This window comes from Paraburkholderia sediminicola (assembly GCF_046030555.1).
Taxonomy (GTDB): Bacteria; Pseudomonadota; Gammaproteobacteria; order Burkholderiales; family Burkholderiaceae; genus Paraburkholderia; species Paraburkholderia sediminicola_E.
In genome coordinates, this window is the sequence record NZ_JAQQCH010000007.1 from 39,812 (window position 1) to 56,485 (window position 16,674).

Annotated in this window: 13 protein-coding genes and 2 pseudogenes; 9 read left to right on the forward strand and 6 right to left on the reverse strand. The window is 62.1% G+C overall.

Annotated elements, in window-relative coordinates:
* Positions 1 to 106 precede the first annotated feature (106 nt).
* The 7 genes and pseudogenes from PQQ52_RS12510 (at position 107) to PQQ52_RS12540 (ending at position 7,848) form a co-directional block, all read left to right on the forward strand.
* Positions 107 to 1,591 carry a sugar ABC transporter ATP-binding protein gene (locus PQQ52_RS12510; RefSeq protein ID WP_408211146.1) on the forward strand — a complete coding sequence of 495 codons (1,485 nt, stop codon included), beginning with the start codon at positions 107 to 109 and terminating at the stop codon, positions 1,589 to 1,591.
* Complete coding sequence (locus tag PQQ52_RS12515; RefSeq protein ID WP_408211149.1) at positions 1,591 to 2,646, forward strand: ABC transporter permease; 1,056 nt, start codon at positions 1,591 to 1,593, stop codon at positions 2,644 to 2,646. The genes PQQ52_RS12510 and PQQ52_RS12515 overlap by 1 nt, the downstream gene beginning before the upstream one ends.
* A gap of 195 nt (positions 2,647 to 2,841) precedes the next feature.
* Positions 2,842 to 4,080, forward strand: a complete 1,239-nt coding sequence (locus tag PQQ52_RS12520) for an SfnB family sulfur acquisition oxidoreductase (RefSeq protein WP_408211151.1) — start codon at positions 2,842 to 2,844, stop codon at positions 4,078 to 4,080.
* A gap of 2 nt (positions 4,081 to 4,082) precedes the next feature.
* The gene (locus tag PQQ52_RS12525; protein ID WP_408211154.1) at positions 4,083 to 5,465 is read left to right on the forward strand and encodes an LLM class flavin-dependent oxidoreductase; all 1,383 of its coding nucleotides are present in this window, start codon (positions 4,083 to 4,085) and stop codon (positions 5,463 to 5,465) included.
* Positions 5,466 to 5,516: 51 nt separating this feature from the next.
* Entirely contained in the window at positions 5,517 to 6,587 is a 1,071-nt protein-coding gene (locus tag PQQ52_RS12530; RefSeq protein ID WP_408211156.1) for a substrate-binding domain-containing protein, read from the forward strand.
* 61 nt (positions 6,588 to 6,648) lie between these two features.
* Positions 6,649 to 7,522, forward strand: a pseudogene (locus PQQ52_RS12535) (pyridine nucleotide-disulfide oxidoreductase); the annotation flags it as partial.
* A complete protein-coding gene (locus PQQ52_RS12540; RefSeq protein WP_408211159.1) occupies positions 7,519 to 7,848 on the forward strand; it encodes a 4Fe-4S ferredoxin in 330 nt (109 codons plus the stop codon). The pseudogene PQQ52_RS12535 and the gene PQQ52_RS12540, both read left to right, overlap by 4 nt.
* A 150-nt stretch (positions 7,849 to 7,998) precedes the next feature.
* Here the strand turns inward: PQQ52_RS12540 and groL are convergent, their stop codons facing one another.
* Both groL and PQQ52_RS12550 read right to left on the reverse strand, forming a co-directional pair.
* A complete protein-coding gene (gene groL, locus PQQ52_RS12545; protein WP_408211161.1) occupies positions 7,999 to 9,639 on the reverse strand; it encodes a chaperonin GroEL in 1,641 nt (546 codons plus the stop codon).
* Positions 9,640 to 9,657: 18 nt separating this feature from the next.
* Positions 9,658 to 9,948 (reverse strand): co-chaperone GroES, encoded by a 291-nt coding sequence (locus PQQ52_RS12550; RefSeq protein WP_408211164.1) that lies wholly within the window; start codon positions 9,946 to 9,948, stop codon positions 9,658 to 9,660.
* A 290-nt stretch (positions 9,949 to 10,238) separates the two neighbouring features.
* On the opposite strand from PQQ52_RS12550, the gene PQQ52_RS12555 reads away from it, so the two are divergent.
* Complete coding sequence (locus PQQ52_RS12555) at positions 10,239 to 11,456, forward strand: acyl-CoA dehydrogenase family protein (protein WP_408211167.1); 1,218 nt, start codon at positions 10,239 to 10,241, stop codon at positions 11,454 to 11,456.
* Between the two features lie 52 nt (positions 11,457 to 11,508).
* A pseudogene (locus PQQ52_RS12560) lies at positions 11,509 to 11,823 on the forward strand (DUF3088 domain-containing protein); the annotation flags it as partial.
* Between the two features lie 187 nt (positions 11,824 to 12,010).
* Here PQQ52_RS12560 and PQQ52_RS12565 read toward each other — a convergent pair.
* The 4 genes from PQQ52_RS12565 to PQQ52_RS12580 form a co-directional block, all read right to left on the reverse strand.
* Positions 12,011 to 13,198, reverse strand: a complete 1,188-nt coding sequence (locus PQQ52_RS12565) for an LLM class flavin-dependent oxidoreductase (protein ID WP_408211618.1) — start codon at positions 13,196 to 13,198, stop codon at positions 12,011 to 12,013.
* 146 nt (positions 13,199 to 13,344) lie between these two features.
* Positions 13,345 to 14,292, reverse strand: a complete 948-nt coding sequence (locus tag PQQ52_RS12570; RefSeq protein ID WP_408211169.1) for a TauD/TfdA dioxygenase family protein — start codon at positions 14,290 to 14,292, stop codon at positions 13,345 to 13,347.
* A 31-nt stretch (positions 14,293 to 14,323) separates the two neighbouring features.
* Positions 14,324 to 15,700: an LLM class flavin-dependent oxidoreductase gene (locus PQQ52_RS12575; RefSeq protein WP_408211172.1), complete on the reverse strand. Its 1,377-nt coding sequence runs from the start codon at positions 15,698 to 15,700 to the stop codon at positions 14,324 to 14,326.
* A gap of 46 nt (positions 15,701 to 15,746) precedes the next feature.
* Positions 15,747 to 16,613, reverse strand: a complete 867-nt coding sequence (locus PQQ52_RS12580) for an ABC transporter ATP-binding protein (protein WP_408211175.1) — start codon at positions 16,611 to 16,613, stop codon at positions 15,747 to 15,749.
* Positions 16,614 to 16,674: the final 61 nt, after the last annotated feature.

Consider the following 16,674-nt stretch of genomic DNA (forward strand, 5'->3'; position numbering starts at 1 on the left):
TTCATGCGACACCTAACGATATGAACAACGCTTCGTTGGCCGGTCCGAACGGCGACGCTAACATGGCCGGCCATACTCATGAAACAAGGCTTCCGGTACTTCTCCGATGCCATTGCCGATTCTGACCGCCGCCTCCGTATCGAAGTCTTTCGGGCCAACTACGGCGCTGGCGAAACTCGATCTGTCGATTCATCCGGGCGAGGTTGTCGCCCTGATGGGCGCGAACGGCGCAGGCAAATCGACGCTCGTGAAGATTCTCAGCGGCGTGTATCAAGCTGATGGCGGCACGCTAACGCTCTGTGGAAAACCATACCGGCCCACTTCCACGCAGACTGCCAAACGGCTCGGCATCGCGACAGTGCATCAATCGATCGCCGACGCGGTTGTGCCGACACTATCGATTGCCGACAATCTGCTTCTGGACCGGTTGTGTGACACTGCGTCGGCCTGGCACGTGCCGCCACAAGCCAGACATGACGCCGCCAGGTCGCTTGCGCAAAGAGTAGGGCTGGACGTCGACTTGTCCGCGCCGCTTTCGTCGCTGTCGCTTGCCGCACAGCAACTTGTGACGCTCGCGCGCGCGCTGGCCAGTCATCCCACGCTGCTGATTCTCGACGAACCGACCGCCAGCCTGTCCGCTCCAGAAGCGGAACGCCTGTTCGCGTTACTCGATCAATTACGCAGCGAGGGGGGGGCGATCCTTCTCGTGTCGCATCGCATGGGCGATTTACGCCGGATTGCAGATCGGGTGACGATTGTGCGCGATGGGCGGATCGTTGCCGACCTGCAACCGCCGATCAACTTCGAAGACGCCATCGAAACGATGATCGGCAGACCCCTGCCAAAGCACCGCGCGTCGTCGCCGTCGGATGCAGCGACGCTCACGCCGTGTTTCAGCGTACGCGACTTGCAACTGACGGCCGATAGCGTTCCGTTCAATCTCGACGTGCAACGTGGCGAAATTGTCGCGATTGCAGGGCCGGTGGGCGGCGGTAAGTCACGCTTTGCCCGCGCGATTTTCGGAGAGGCGCGCGCAATCTCGGGCGAAATGACGCTCGATGGCAGACCATGGCGGCCCCGCTCGCCTGCCGACGCGATTCGTGCCGGCGTGTTCCTTGCCGGTGAGGATCGTTGGCGTACCTCGCTCTTTCCCGACAGCGTGCCCTTCGCTTCGATCGCGGGCACGCTCAGCTTTCCGTTTCTGTCGCGCTGGTTCAGGAACGGAACGGTGCGGCGCGCTCAGGAACACCACGCGGCAGCCGATGCCATTGCGAATTTCGGCATCCGCTGCACAGGTCCCGATGATCGGCTGACGCGTCTGTCCGGAGGCAATCAGCAGAAAGTCGTGCTCGCCCGCTGGCATGCGGAGCGCGCCCGGCTGTTGTTGCTCGACGAACCCTTTCAGGGCGTGGATGCCGGCGCGCGCGCGGATATTGTCGCTACGCTGCGGCGGCACGCGCCTGAACGCGCAACGATCGTGTTCGTCGGCGATCTCGAGGAGGCCTTCGAGATCGCCGATCGCGTGGTTCACTTCGATCGCGCGACGCTCGATCGCCTATCCACTACCGATCTGATTCCCCTCGTACATTGATGAAATCCGGCACATCTTCTATCGCCCAGGACGTCTCATCCGGCCATCGTTCGCGACCGGCATCGCGCCGTGTGCGCGAACACCTCGAACGCACTGGCATCGTAGTCGTCCTGGCGCTTCTCGTCGCCGTCTTCGCGATCAGAGAGCCGGCGTTTCTGAATGTCGACAATCTGTTCAGCATTCTCCAGTCCGTATCGATCGTCGCACTGCTCGGTATCGGCGTGACGATCACGCTGGCGGCCGGCGGCTTCGATCTGTCGGTGGGAAGCGTAGCCGCGTCGGCCCAGATGGCTGCCAGCTACGTGCTGATCGTCTGGCATGGCAGCGCGCTGGCGGCTGTCGCGGCGTGCGTCGTGCTCGGCGTCGCAGCGGGTCTGTTCAACGGCCTGCTGATTACCCGCCTGCGCGTGCCCGACCAGCTCGCCACGCTCGGCACGCTATTCCTGCTGGCCGGTCTGCAGTTGATTCCTACCGGAGGACGTTCGCTCGCAACCGGTACGGTCATGCCGGATGGCACCGAAGCAAGCGGGATTTTCCCCGATGCTTTTCTCGCGCTTGGCCGTCTGCGGCTTTTCGACATCGTGCCGTTGCCCGTGCTGATTCTCGCTGTGCTGACCGTGTTCGCGTGGATCGTGATGGAAACGACGCGCTGGGGCCGGGTGATCTATGCGATCGGCGGCAACGAGACGGCGGCCCGGCTGGCCGGTGCGCCGACGTCGCGTTACCGCATTGCGGCGTATGTCGCATCGGCAACCATCGCGTCGTTGGGCGGCGTGCTGATCGCCGCGCGTGTCGGGCGCGGCGATGTCAGCGCGGGACATTCGCTGTTGCTCGATGCAGTGGCCGCTTCGCTGGTGGGCTATGCGGTGTGGGGCGCAAAACGCCCCAACGTTTTCGGCACCGTGGTGGGTGCGGTCTTTGTCGGCGTGCTGCTAAACGGCCTGACGATGCTGAACGCGCCGTACTACATGCAGGACTTCATCAAGGGCGTGTTGCTGGTGCTGGCGCTCGCATTCACGTTCAGCGTCGGAGGGCGATCGGATTCGCGCGTCTGAGCCGAACCCGTCATGACCACGCAGCGCGGCCCCGTCTTCCTCAGGTTCGCGCCGCTGTGCTTATCGTTGAATGGAAAATTGATTCGCCAGGAAGTCGTTTGCCATCCGAAGGAATATCGATTGCCGAATCGTTCAGTTTGCGCACGAGGTACCCGCTGATAGATTGTGCGAACAGAAATTCGAACGGAGACTTCCATGCCAGAGTTTGACGAAGCGACTTCATTGCAGACAGCCCCGACGGATCGCGAAGCGGTTCGCGTCATTGCCAACGACGCGGAGGCGCTTGCCGTCGCGCACGAGCTTGCGATCCGTCTTGCGCACGGGGCGGCGCAGCGCGACCGCGAGCGCCGTCTGCCACACGAGGAGATCGAGTGGTTTTCGCAATCCGGTCTGTGGGCGATTACGGTGCCGAAGACCTATGGTGGCGCGGGTGTCTCGTTTGTGACGTTGACAGAAGTCATCAAGATCATTGCCGCAGCTGATCCCTCGCTTGGGCAGCTCCCGCAGAATCACTTCGGTCTCGTGGACGTGATCTCGCTGACAGGGACCGAAGCGCAGAAGCAGTACTTTTTCGCCCAGGTATTGAACGGCAAGCGCTTTGGCAACGGTTTTTCGGAAAAGGGCACCAAACACGTTCTCGATCTGAAGACGCGTGTACGGCCGGACGGCGACCAGTATGTGATTGACGGCACGAAGTTTTATTCGACCGGCGCCCTGTTTGCGCACTTCGTGCCGGTGCTCGGTCTCGATGAAGACCGCAAGGGCTGGCTCGCCTACATCCCGAAGGGCACACCCGGACTCACCGTGATCGACGACTGGTCAGGTTTCGGTCAACGAACGACGGCGAGCGGCACCGTGGTGCTGGAGAACATAAGCGTGCCGGCTTCGCACGTGTTTCCGGCGCATCGCGTATCCGATTTTCCGACGCTCAACGGGCCGATCTCGCAGATCATCCAGGCCGCGATCGACGCGGGCATTGGCAGGGCGGCGCTCGACGACACCCTGACCTTCGTGCGTGCACGCTCCCGGCCATGGATCGATAGCGGCGTCGAGCGCGCAAGCGACGATCCGCTGACCGTGCGGGAGATCGGTCATCTGCACATTCAGCTGCATGCCGCCGAAGCCTTGCTCGAACGCGCCGCACGCGTGCTTGACGAGATCGCCGCACAGGGCGATTCCACGGAAGACGACGTCGCACGCGCATCGGTTGCCGTCGGCGAAGCCAAAGTGCTGACGACTGAAATCGCCTTGCTCGCGAGCGAAAAGCTGTTTGAACTCGCCGGCACGCAGGCGACGCTCGCCGAGCACGGCCTCGATCGCCACTGGCGCAACGCGCGCACGCACACGCTGCATGATCCCGTGCGCTGGAAGTACCACCTCGTCGGCAACTACTATCTGAACGGCGTCAAACCGGCCCGTCATCCCTGGAACTGATCATGGCCAGACAGATTCGCCTCAACGCTTTCGACATGAACTGCGTGGGGCATCAGTCGCCAGGCCTGTGGGCGCATCCGCGCGACAGATCATGGCGCTACAAACATCTCGATTACTGGACCGATCTGGCGAAACTGCTGGAGCGCGGCAAGTTCGACGGTCTCTTCATCGCGGACGTGCTCGGTCTCTATGACGTCTTCAACGGCAATGGCGACGCGGCGATCCGGCAGGCGGCCCAGGTGCCCGTCAATGACCCGATCCTGCTCGTGTCCGCAATGGCGAACGTCACCGAGCATCTCGGCTTCGGCGTGACCTGCTCGCTGTCATACGAACACCCTTATCCGTTCGCGCGGCGCATGTCGACGCTCGATCATCTGACGAACGGCCGCGTTGGCTGGAACATCGTCACGTCGTATCTCGACAGCGCGGCGCGTAACGTCGGTCTGCCGGCGCAGGCGAACCATGATGAACGGTATGCGCTTGCCGAAGAATATCTCGACGTCTGCTACAAGCTGTGGGAATCGTCATGGGAAGACGATGCCGTAGTGCGCGATGCCGTACGGCAGGTGTTCACCGAGCCTTCGAAAGTGCATCCGATCGATCACCATGGCCACTATTTCGACGTGCCGGGCATTCACCTATGCGAGCCGTCGCCGCAGCGCACGCCGGTGCTGTATCAGGCGGGGGCGTCGAAACGCGGGAAAGACTTCGCCGCGCAGCACGCCGAATGCATCTTCATCGCGGCGCCGTCGCGCACGATCCTCAAGAACTTTGTTGCCGATATCCGCGCGCGCGTGAAGTCGTTCGGCCGCGATCCGTACGACGTGCTCATCTTCAACCTGCACACGGTGATAACGGGCAAGACGTCGGCCGAAGCGCACGCGAAGCACGCGGACTATCGCCGCTATGCAAGCGACGAGGGCGCACTCGCGCTGATGTCGGGCTGGACCGGTATCGACCTGTCGAAGTATGACCTCGACGAACCGCTACGTCACGTCGAAAGCAATGCCGTGCAGTCGGCGGTGGAGGCGCTCTCGAGCGCGGACCCGACGCGCGTGTGGACGGTGCGCGAGATCGCGAAGTGGGGCGGAATTGGCGGCCTCGGGCCACTCTCGGTCGGCAGTGCGCAGGAAATTGCCGACGAGTTGCAGTCGTGGGTTGAAGAGACGGATGTCGACGGCTTCAACCTCGCATACGCGTTGACGCACGAGACTTTTGCCGATTTTGTCGACCTCGTCGTGCCGGAACTTCAACGGCGTGGCGTGTACAAGACCGATTACGCCGACGGCACACTGCGCGAAAAACTGCATGGGCAGGGCGCGCGGCTGTCCGGGAACCACCCCGGGGCAAGTTATCGGGCGCGCCATGCGGTGCAGGTCGAATAGTGCATTTTTGCTGTATCCATCACCACATCATTCATCGGCTGGGACTCACTCATGAGATCGCTTCTTCGTCACAAGTCTTCCGCGACCCGCATTGTCGGCGCGTTGGCATTGCTGTCCGCTACGGTACTTGCCGGGTTGAGTGCGTACGCCGCGCCGCTCAAAGGGGCGCCCGCGCCCTTCGACAAGGGCGGCGTAAAGGTTGCGCTCGTCAACTATCTGTCGACCGGCGATTTCTTTCAGGCGTATGAAGCCGGCGCGCAGAAACAGGCGAAAGCACTCGGCATTGATCTGCGGATTTACGAAGGGCGTCAGGATGCGGCCGAGCAGCGCGAGCAGATTCAGCAGGCCATTAGCCTCGGCGTGTCCGCGATCATCGTCAATCATGGCTTGCCGGAATCGTTGAAGGACGTCGTGCAGCGCGCGCTGGACAAAGGTATCAAGGTTGTCGCATTCGATGTGGATCTGGGCAATCCGAAGATTCCGCAGATCGAACAGAGCGACCGCGATCTGGCGGCCTTGCTTCTCGATCAGGCGGTGAAGGATAACGGCGACGCGTTTTCGGCCGGCTATGTGTACGTGGCCGGCTTCGCGCCGCTCGACCGGCGCGATGCGGTATGGCGGGACTTCAAGAACGCCCATCCGAAAGTTCAGGAAAAGGCGCGTTGGGGCACGGTGGACAATCCCATTGCGCAATCGGTGGCGAACCAGGCGGCGGCAGCGTATCGCGCACACCCCGATATTCGCGTGGTCTTCGCCCCGTATGACGAGTTCGCGCGCGGCGCAAAACTTGCCGCGGACGAGGCGAAGCTGTCGTCGAAGATCCGCATTTATAGCGCTGACATCTCGACGGCCGACATCGAAGCGATCCGCGCCCCGAACAGCGCGTGGGTCGCGACGGCGGCAACCAACCCCGCGGTTGTCGGCGCGGTGTCCGTGCGCTCCGCTGCTTTGCTGGTGGCCGGACAGGATCCGGGACACCGGATCGTCGTCAAGCCCACCCTGATTACGCGCGACGACCTCGTGAACAACAACATCCGGACGATCGCCGAACTCGGCGCGAAATTCCCCGCTTTCCGGACGAGCGACGCGGCGACGGCGAACTGGATTCCGACGCTTGAGTGATGCGACGATCGCGGCGTATGCCGCTTCGTCAGGAAATAGTCTTCTCACATGAGGGAGAACGGTGGTCATCGCGACCGGCGGTTGTGCGTTTCTCAGCAACGCGCTCGGATGCAACGTTCTGACCGGTGACGGCCAGCTGATGGCGGCCGAAGCGGGGGCTGCGCTTTCAGGCATGGAGTTCTCAAACGCCTATGGCCTGGGTCCGGCGTTTTCATCGGTGACGAAATCGCTGTTCTATAAATGGGCTAGGTTCTATTACCGGGACGGATCGGTGATCCCTGGCGCAGGCTCGGCGCACGGCCGCGGTGTGATCGCTCAAACCTTGCAGACCCAACCCGTGTTTGCGTGCCTCGATCGCGCCGACGCGTGAACTGATCTGCGGCGGTTTTACGGGCGATGGCAACCATAACGCGGCGTGGGCGATGTCGTCGGGATTCTGGGCCGGCGCGGGCGCCTCGGATTACGCCCGTTCACGAGGTCGCGCCGCCCGTGAAAGCAGGGCCGTGCGTACAGGAGGAGCAGGGCTTCGCGACGGCGGCGGCACGGCGCCGTACGACAGCGATGAAGTGATTCGCGGCGTGCAGCAGGAGGTGTTCCCTACGCAGCGCAACTGGACTCGCAATGGTGCGTTACTCGACGATTCGCTGTTCCGGCTCGACGCGCTGTGGCAGCGTGTGCGCCGTGCGGCTCCGGCCCGGAGCGCGTTGGACGCCGTGCGTGCGCGTGAAGCCGCGGCCATGCTCGCCACCTCGCGCTGGATGTATCGCAGCGCGCAGCAACGCACCGAGACGCGCGGTATGCATCGGCGGCTCGAGCATGCCGCACTGGATCCGTCGCAGGGACATCGCCTGTTGAGCGGAGGTCTGGACGAAGTGTGGATCGGGAAGCTGGCGGTGCCGCGGGTTGCCGCGCAGTCGGAAGGAGTGACGGCATGATCGAGATCGTCGACGCTGCGCGCTGCACGGGCTGCAACATCTACGTGCGCGCCTGCCCGACCAACGTGTTCGACATGGTGCGCGACGGTCCACCAAGCATTGCGCGTCAAGGCGACTGTCAGACCTGCTTCATGTGCGAACTGTATTGTCCCGAAGACGCGCTGTTCGTTGCACCGCAAGTCGAACAGCAAGTCGAACCGGCGTCCCTCGCTGGTTCCGACGAGCCCGTCCTGGGAAACTACCGGTGTGCGATCGGCTGGGGGCGCGAAAGACAGTCGACCGCGAGCCAGGATGCGACCTACGAGTTGCTGATTCGCGCGCATTGAGACACATGAGCGCTATGGGTACGCGTAGTTCCGTGTGAACCGTGTGTGCCCCATCAGTGTCCCGCTAGTGTTGCGCGAGTGACCCATTAGTGCCCGCCGGCATGCTGTGAAAAGCATACCGGCGGGCATGAGCAGTTGTGGCGTTGACGCTCAGAAATCCAGTCCTGGGCCACCTGCGCCCGGACCGCCAGGTTGGCCGGCTGCCGGTGCATCTTTCGGTGCTTCATGTACGGTCGCGTCGGTGGTCAGCAACAGACCCGCCACCGAGGCCGCGTTTTGCAGTGCCGTACGCGTGACCTTGGTCGGATCGAGCACGCCGGATTCGACGAGATCGCCATATTCGCCGGTCTGCGCGTTGTAGCCGAAGTTGCCCGTGCCCTCGGCCACTTTCGCGACCACCACACTGGCTTCTTCACCGGCATTCGTCACGATCTGACGCAGCGGCTCTTCGAGCGCGCGCAGCACGATTTTGATGCCCGCATCCTGATCAGCGTTCAAACCTTTGAGTCCGCTGATGGCCTGCTTCACGCGAATCAGCGCGACGCCGCCGCCTGGCACAATGCCTTCTTCAACAGCGGCACGCGTGGCGTGCAGCGCGTCGTCGACGCGATCTTTCTTTTCCTTGACCTCGATCTCGGTTGCGCCGCCGACCTTGATGACTGCGACGCCACCCGCCAGTTTCGCCACACGTTCCTGCAGTTTTTCGCGATCGTAGTCGGAGCTCGCTTCCTCGATCTGCGTGCGGATCTGCTTCACGCGGGCTTCGATATTCTTGCTGTCGCCGGCGCCGTCGATGACGGTGGTGTTCTCCTTGCCCACCTCGATGCGCTTGGCCTGACCGAGTTCCGCAAGGGTTGCTTTCTCGAGCGACAGTCCGGTTTCTTCGGCGATCACCTGGCCGCCGGTCAGAATCGCGATGTCTTCGAGCAGCGCCTTGCGGCGGTCGCCGAAACCAGGCGCCTTGACCGCAACGGTCTTCAGAATGCCGCGAATGTTGTTGACCACGAGCGTAGCCAGCGCTTCGCCTTCCACGTCTTCCGCGATGATCAGAAGCGGACGCCCGGCTTTGGCGACCTGCTCGAGAATCGGCAGCAGATCACGGATGTTCGACACCTTCTTGTCGTGCAGCAATACGAACGGGTTGTCGAGCACGGCAACCTGTTTGTCCTGATCGTTGATGAAATACGGCGACAGGTAGCCACGGTCGAACTGCAGGCCTTCGACCACATCGAGTTCATCGTCGAGCGACTTGCCGTCTTCAACGGTAATGACGCCTTCCTTGCCGACCCGGTCGATTGCTTCGGCAATGCGTTGGCCGATCGACTCTTCGCCGTTGGCCGAAATCGTCGCGACCTGGGCGATTTCCTTGCTGGTCGTGGTCGGCTTGCTGATCTTCTTCAACTCTTCGATGGCGGCAATCACGGCTTTGTCGATGCCGCGCTTCAGGTCCAGCGGATTCAGACCCGCCGCGACGTATTTCTGACCTTCACGCACGATGGCTTGCGCGAGCACCGTCGCGGTGGTGGTGCCGTCACCGGCGGCGTCGCTCGTGCGCGATGCGACTTCCTTCACAAGTTGTGCGCCGATGTTCTGTACGCGGTCCGACAATTCGATTTCCTTGGCCACCGAAACGCCGTCTTTCGTCACGATCGGGGATCCGAAGCTGCGCTCCAATACCACGTTGCGTCCCTTCGGACCGAGCGTGACCTTGACCGCGTTGGCCAGGATGTTGACGCCTTCGACCAGTTTCGAGCGGGCGACGTCGCTAAAAATGATTTCTTTTGCTGCCATGGTGTAGCGCTCCGTTCGTTATTGAGTGACGACTGCGACGACATCTTCTTCGCGCAGTACGAGCAATTCGTTGCCATCTACTTTCACCGACTGACCGGCGTACTTGCCGAACAGAACGCGCTCGCCGACTTTCAGGTCGGGCTCGATGCGTTTGCCGTCGCTATCGCGCTTGCCCGGTCCAATAGCGACTACTTCGCCCTGGTCGGGTTTTTCCGCGGCGCTCTCAGGAATGACGATGCCTGAAGCAGTTTTGGTTTCCTGGTCGAGACGCTTGACGATCAAGAGGTCATGCAAGGGACGTAGGCTCATGGTTCGACTTCCGCGGTTGAAATTTGGCACTCGTCATTGGTGAGTGCTGACCGGAATCGAGTATAGGAATAGGCTGTGTGTCGCTCCAATAACGGATTCATCGATCCTTATCGGCAAATCGCATTTCAGAAACACGCATATCCATAGCTTGAATCGCTGGTTTTGCGCTGCGTGCCGCGTCTCTATACTGGCCTGTCGCATCGGCACGTCCCAGATGGATTCCGATACACGCTCTCCAGGCAAATAGTCGGATCAAAACAGATCCGTGCGCTTTTACAAGGAATGAAGGCATGCAGGTTTCTCAGGAAAGCGCAGCGCGTGCGCGGCTTCAGGCGGCACTCGCCGCGTTGCCGGCGCTCGCTGAAGCGATCGGCGAAGATGCCGCGCAACGTGAAGTGCGGCGCGAGTTGCCGTTCGACCGCTTCGCATTGTTTCGCGAATCGGGGCTGGGCGTGCTCCGTTTTCCGGTCGAGTGGGGTGGCCTCGGCGGTTCGCTGGAAGATCTTTTTCATGTGATCGCAACACTAGCCGGGCATGAATCGAATGTGGCGCATGCATTGCGGATTCATTTCGATCTGACCGAACAGTTGCTGTTGTCGCCGCGCTCCGCCTTCAACGATACGCAGATCGAACGGGTACGGTCGGGGGCAATCTTCGGCGGTGCGTCGACGGAACTCGGCACGTCGAGACCGGGTGAGATTGTCACCAGACTGGTGCGCGACGGTGAGCATTTTCGCGTCACGGGTAAAAAATATTACTCAACCGGCACGGCGTTCTCCGACTATGCGCGGATCAACGTGCAGGATGAAAACGACGAGAAGGTGTCGATCGTTATCCCGGTGTCCCGCGAAGGCCTGCAGGTACTCGACGACTGGGACGGGATGGGGCAGCGTATGACGGCTAGCGGCAGCCTCGTACTCGACAACGTACAGGTTTTCTCGCATGAAATTGCCACGCGTGGCTATACGAGTCTCGCGGGCCGGCACGGCAGCGCGGTGCGGCAATTGCATCTGGTCACGGTCGCGGCAGGTATCGTGCGCAACATTCTTGCGGACGCGCGACGCTACGTGACGCAATACGGGCGCCCGGTGCTGCATAGCCCGGCACCCTCGGCACGCGAGGACGGTTTCGTGCAGCAAGTGGTGGGTGATCTCGCGGCGCACAGCCTGTCGATCGACGCGCTGGTGAATCAGAATGCACGCACCCTGGACCGTTCGGCCAATGCAATCCGCAGCGGCGCAGCCAATGCGGAGGAGCTGGTGCTGGAAGGATCGCTGGCTACCGCCAAAACTCAACTGGTGGTCAGCAAGCTGGCGCTCTATGCGGGCGAGCGGCTGTTTGAAATCGGCGGGGCATCGGCCACAGGGCGAGCTCACAATTTCGACCGTCACTGGCGCAATCTGCGCACGATTTTCAGTCACAACCCCTTGCTGCATAAAGCACGCGTAATCGGTGATTACGAGTTGAACGGCGTGACCACGCATCTGACCGAGGGGCGCGTTTTCTGACGGTTCGGAAAAAACGCTACGCTTCATTCACCCATTGTCCAAACTGAATGCCATGAGCCGAGACCTGCTATTGCTGTTGGAACCGGGCTTTGCCGATCCGAACCATCCCGGTGAGCGCTTTATCTGCCCGGATGGCGCACCTATCGAGGGTTTGCTGGCGAGCGACACGGCACTCAACGCACGCCTCGACATTCGCCGCTTGCCATTCCCGCGTCCGCGCGCGGCGGTCGTGGAGGCGCTCGATGCCGAGCATCAGAGTCTGCCGGTGTTGATTCTCGGCGACGAACAACCCGCGCCTGCTGATGCCCAGGCGCTAGGCAAAAAGCGCTTCGTAACGGACACGCGCCGGATCCTCGACCTGCTCGCGCGTGCGCTGGCACGACGGCCAGCCGTTTACATCGAAAGATGTCGCGGTGACGATCGGGCTGCCGAAGCAGTACCATTCGCACGGCCGCTCGACCTTCGCCAACGTTGTGGAAGTTCCGTTAAAGATGCGCTTGCCGTGACGGCGTACTGCCGCCTGCAATGTGACATGTGTCATCAGTAGCCCGTAATCAATACCGCAAGCCGGCTTCGCGCAACAACGGCAGGACGCGCTCACCGAAGAATTCCAGATCGGGCTGAAAATCGAAGAAACTCAGTTGCACGCCGTCGACGCCGGCCTGATGCAGCCGCACGATGTAATCGGCGATCTGCTGCGGCGTGCCGACGATCGAGATGTTGCCCCCCACCGCGCGCGCCGCGGCCTGATTGCGCTGTTCAGCATTGCCGCGCCATGCGTGGGCATCGCTGTCGAAACGATGGAAACCGGCCTCGTCGCCATGCGCCACGATCGCGTCGTGATAGGCGCGCGCTTCGGCGGCTGTCTCGCGGCAGATCACCATCGGATTGATCAGCGTGCGGATCGTGCGCCCGTGCTTTGCCGCAGCGGCCTTCACGCGTGCCGTGTGCGCGGGTAAGGCGGTCAGCGCGGCCTCGATCTCGGAGCCGGCAGGGCTCGTGATGAACACGATGTCCGAGTAGCGCGAAGCGAAGTCGATACCGGCGTCGGAGCCGGTCGCGTTCACGAGCAACGGACGCCCATAGCGCGGCTTGGGTGTCACAAAGGCCTTGTCCAGTTTCCACGTGGACAGCTCGGGTGCAAAGCTGAAGTTCTCCGGTTGCGCCCATAGTTGCTGCACGGCATCGAGAAACTCGGCGGCAAGTTCGTAGCGCCGGTCATGTTCGATACGGTGCCTGCCGAACATCTCATGCTCGATCGCGCGATGACCGGTGACAACGTTGATACCCCAGCGGCCCTTCGAGATGTGATCGAGGGTGGCGGTGAATTTGGCGAAATGCAGCGGATGCCACGGGCCGTAGAGAACATGACTGGTTGCCACCAGAATGATGCGTTCAGTGCGCGCGGTCATCGCGGCGAGCGACATGAAGGAGTCGAGCGCTTCGCCGTTGAAGACACCCCCGTAGCCGCCTTTCGGCAGCCATTGCGACAGCGCGAAGACGAGATCGAAACCGAGTGACTCGGCTTTTTGCACCAGCGCCAGGTTGTAGTCGAATGACCAGTCGGTGGTGCGTGGAAGTGTCGACGCGCTCCAGCCGCCAGCCTGAATCGGCAGGAACAGTCCGAGCAGCAGCGGCTGCTCCAATGCGCGCGATACCGGGCTATCCGCGAATGCGGCAGGGGAGCGGACTGGAACGAAGGGGGAGGCTTCACGCGTGGCTTCGGCGGAACCCGTCGACACGGGCGAGGGCGCAGCCAGAGTTGAGTGAGTCACAGTGAGTATCCGTGCCGACCGGCATGAAAAGGCGTGTGTTCGATGAAGCAGCCTGAGATTTCCGGCGCGTGGATCTGCCAGCCGCGCCGTACTCAGTACCCGGTACCCGGTACTCAGTTCAACGCGACGGCCGCTGCGGCGCTCACCGGTGAGCCTTCGATCGCCACCGATTGCGCGCCATCGGGGCCAACTGGCACGTCACCGACGAGCGTCGTGCGATACAGCTGCCGGTCGAAGTCGAGATCGAAAATATCCGTAGGCGCGAGATGAGCCGTCGCGCGGTTGTCCCAGAAGGCGATACTGCCGGCCTCCCATTTGAAACGCACGGTGAACTCGGGGCGTGTGACATGTTCCCAGAGCAGTTCGAGCAGGGCCTGGCTTTCGCGTGGCGTCACGCCGACGATCGACTTCAGGAAGCTCGGACTCACATAAAACGCCCGCTCGCCCGTTTCCGGATGAACTCTGACGAGCGGATGTTCGGTGACGAGAATGCGTTGTTCGACGACTTTGGCAAACGCCTCCGTGCCGCTTGCGCCGGCAGGCGGCGCAAAGCGATGCAGCCCTCGCAGGCCGTCGACAAACGCGCGGAGCGGCTCGGAAAGCTTCTGATAGGCGGCCACCAGGCTGGTCCACTGCGTATCGCCGCCGTAGGGCGGAATCGTCACGCCGCGCAGGATCGATGCCCAGGGCGGATTGACCGCGGCCGTCACATCCGTGTGCCAGCCCGTCCAGGGCCGCTGCAGCGCCTGCCCTTCGAAACGCGTCGCCTTGCGGTACTTCGAGATCGAATAGACCTCCGGATAACCGTCGACATGACCGAACACCGGATGCCCCACGGTCAGCTCACCGAACTGTGCCGAGAAGGCGACGTGCTGCTCGTGCGTCAGGAACTGCTCGCGAAAAAACACGACACGCCATTTCAGAAGCGCCGCACGAATGTCTGCGATCTGACGTGCGTCGAGCTTCTGCGTGAGATCCACGCCGTGAATTTCAGCGCCGATGTGCGCGGAAAGCGGATTGATCTGAATCGACTGTACTTCCTGCAATGCGGCTGCACTCATGGGAGACTCCTGATGAAGAGAACGCTTCGCGTCAATAACCCGCTACCGCGGGTACCTGCTTTGTCTCGGCGGCATATCGGTTTGCGGGGCGTGGTAACCCGAGATTTTCGCGCAGCGTGCGTCCCTCGTATTCGGTTCGAAACAGTCCACGCCGTTGCAACTCCGGTACCACCAGGTCGGCGAATTCGGTCAACCCGCCCGGTAACCACGGCGACATGATGTTGAAGCCATCTGCGCCTTCCTCCTCAAACCACTGCTGTAGCTGGTCCGCGATGCTCTGCGGTGTGCCGACCACCTGCTGATGACCGCGTGCGCCGGCAATGCGCAGATACAGATCGCGGATCGTCAGGTTTTCGCGCCGCGCGAGATCGAATAGCAGGCGTTGACGGCTCTTGCCACCATTGGTTTCCGGCAACTCGGGCAATGGCCCGTCGACGGGGTACTGGGACAGGTCCACGCCGCCCGACATGTTCGACAGCAGAGACAGGCCCACGGTCGGATGAATCAGGTACTGCAATGCGGCAAATTTTGCTTCGGCCTCTTCCTGCGTGCGGCCGACAATCGGGAAAATGCCCGGCATGATCTTCAGATGATCCGGCGAGCGTCCGTATTTCGCGAGACGCCCTTTGACGTCCCGATAGAACGACTGCGCTTCGTCGAGCGTCTGATGCGCGACGAAGATCACCTCCGCGGTTTGCGCCGCGAGTTCACGTCCTGCCTCCGACGCGCCGGCTTGCACGACGACCGGCCATCCCTGCGGCGAGCGCGCGACGTTCAACGGTCCGCGCACCTTGAAGTGCCGGCCGGTGTGGCCGAGCACGTGCAGCTTGTCCGGGTCGAAATAGACGCCGCTTTCCTTGTCGCGGATAAACGCGTCGTCTTCCCAGCTATCCCACAGGGCCGCCACCACGTCGTAGAATTCGCGCGCGCGTTCGTAGCGGACCGCGTGATCCGGGTGCCGGTCGAAACTGAAATTGAGCGCCTCGGATTCGGTGCTCGACGTGACGAGATTCCAGCCAGAGCGTCCACCGCTCAGATGATCGAGCGATGCAAATTTGCGCGCGAGGTTGTACGGTTCGTTGAACGTCGTGGAGACGGTCGCGATCAGGCCGACGTGTTTCGTCACGACTGAAAGCGCCGACAGCAGCGTCAACGGTTCGAAATGATCGGCGCGCGCCGTGCGGGAGAGCGCCGGCAGATTCGTGTCGCGCACGCTCACGCTGTCGGCGAAAAACACCGCGTCGAATTTGGCGCGTTCGGCGATTTGCGCAAGTTCCGCGTAGTGCGCAAAGTCGAGTCCGCCACTTGCGTGCGCATCCGGGTGCCGCCATGCGGCAATGTGATGGCCCGTCTCCATCAGGAAAGCGCCCAGTCTGATCTGCCGCTTCTGCTGGTTTTCACTGCTCATCGTGCGCTCCTTGAATGGTTTGTGTGTATGCGGGAGGCGGTGCATGTCACCATGCGAGCCGCCATTCGGTGATCGGCGGACTAGCCACTGGGATTCGTGTGCCACCTGGCGGTGTATCGTCCCCGTGAGCTTCACGTCGCCCGCCATCCTGCTCCGCGAAATCGGCCAGCACCTCGTCGCGCAAACGAATGAAGCGGGGATCGTTACGCTCGCGCGGGCGCGGCAAAGCGACGTCGACGATTCGTTTGATGCGCCCCGGGCGCGGCGCCATCGTGACGACGCGGTCGCCGAGGTAAAGGGCTTCGTCAACGTCGTGCGTGACGAGAATCATCGTGATGCGTTCGTGTTCCCAGATGCGTTGCAATTCGTTTTGCAGGCGGCCGCGTGTGAGCGCGTCCAGCGCGCCGAACGGTTCGTCGAGCAGGAGCACGCGTGGGCGGTTCACGAGACCGCGTGCAATCGCGACACGCTGTGCCATGCCGCCCGACAGTTGATGCGGATACGCGTGCTCAAAGCCGTTCAGGCCGACGAGCGCGATATGTTGCGCAACGGCGTCACGTTTTTCGAGCGCCGATAGCGGGGCGTTACGCAGCGCGGCAAGAATGTTTTGTGACGCCGTGAGCCAGGGAAACAGGCGATGGTCCTGAAACACGATCCCTCGTTCGAGCGACGTGTCACGCACCTTTTCGCCCGCGACGACGATGTCGCCCGTGTAGTCCGTGTCCAGGCCCGCGATCAGCCGCAGCAACGTTGACTTGCCACAGCCGCTGGAGCCGACCACGCTGACAAACTCGCCGGGACGCACGCGCAGGCTGATGTCGTCGAGCACCGCGAGTGGCGTGCCGTCCTGCTGTGCATAGCGCTTGCTGACATGGAGAATGTCGATGCTTTCGGAGAGCGTGGAAGACGTCATGTGCGGTCCTGTCCTTGTCGTTCGTATTCAGTGCGTAATCAGTGCGTATTCAGTGCGTGTT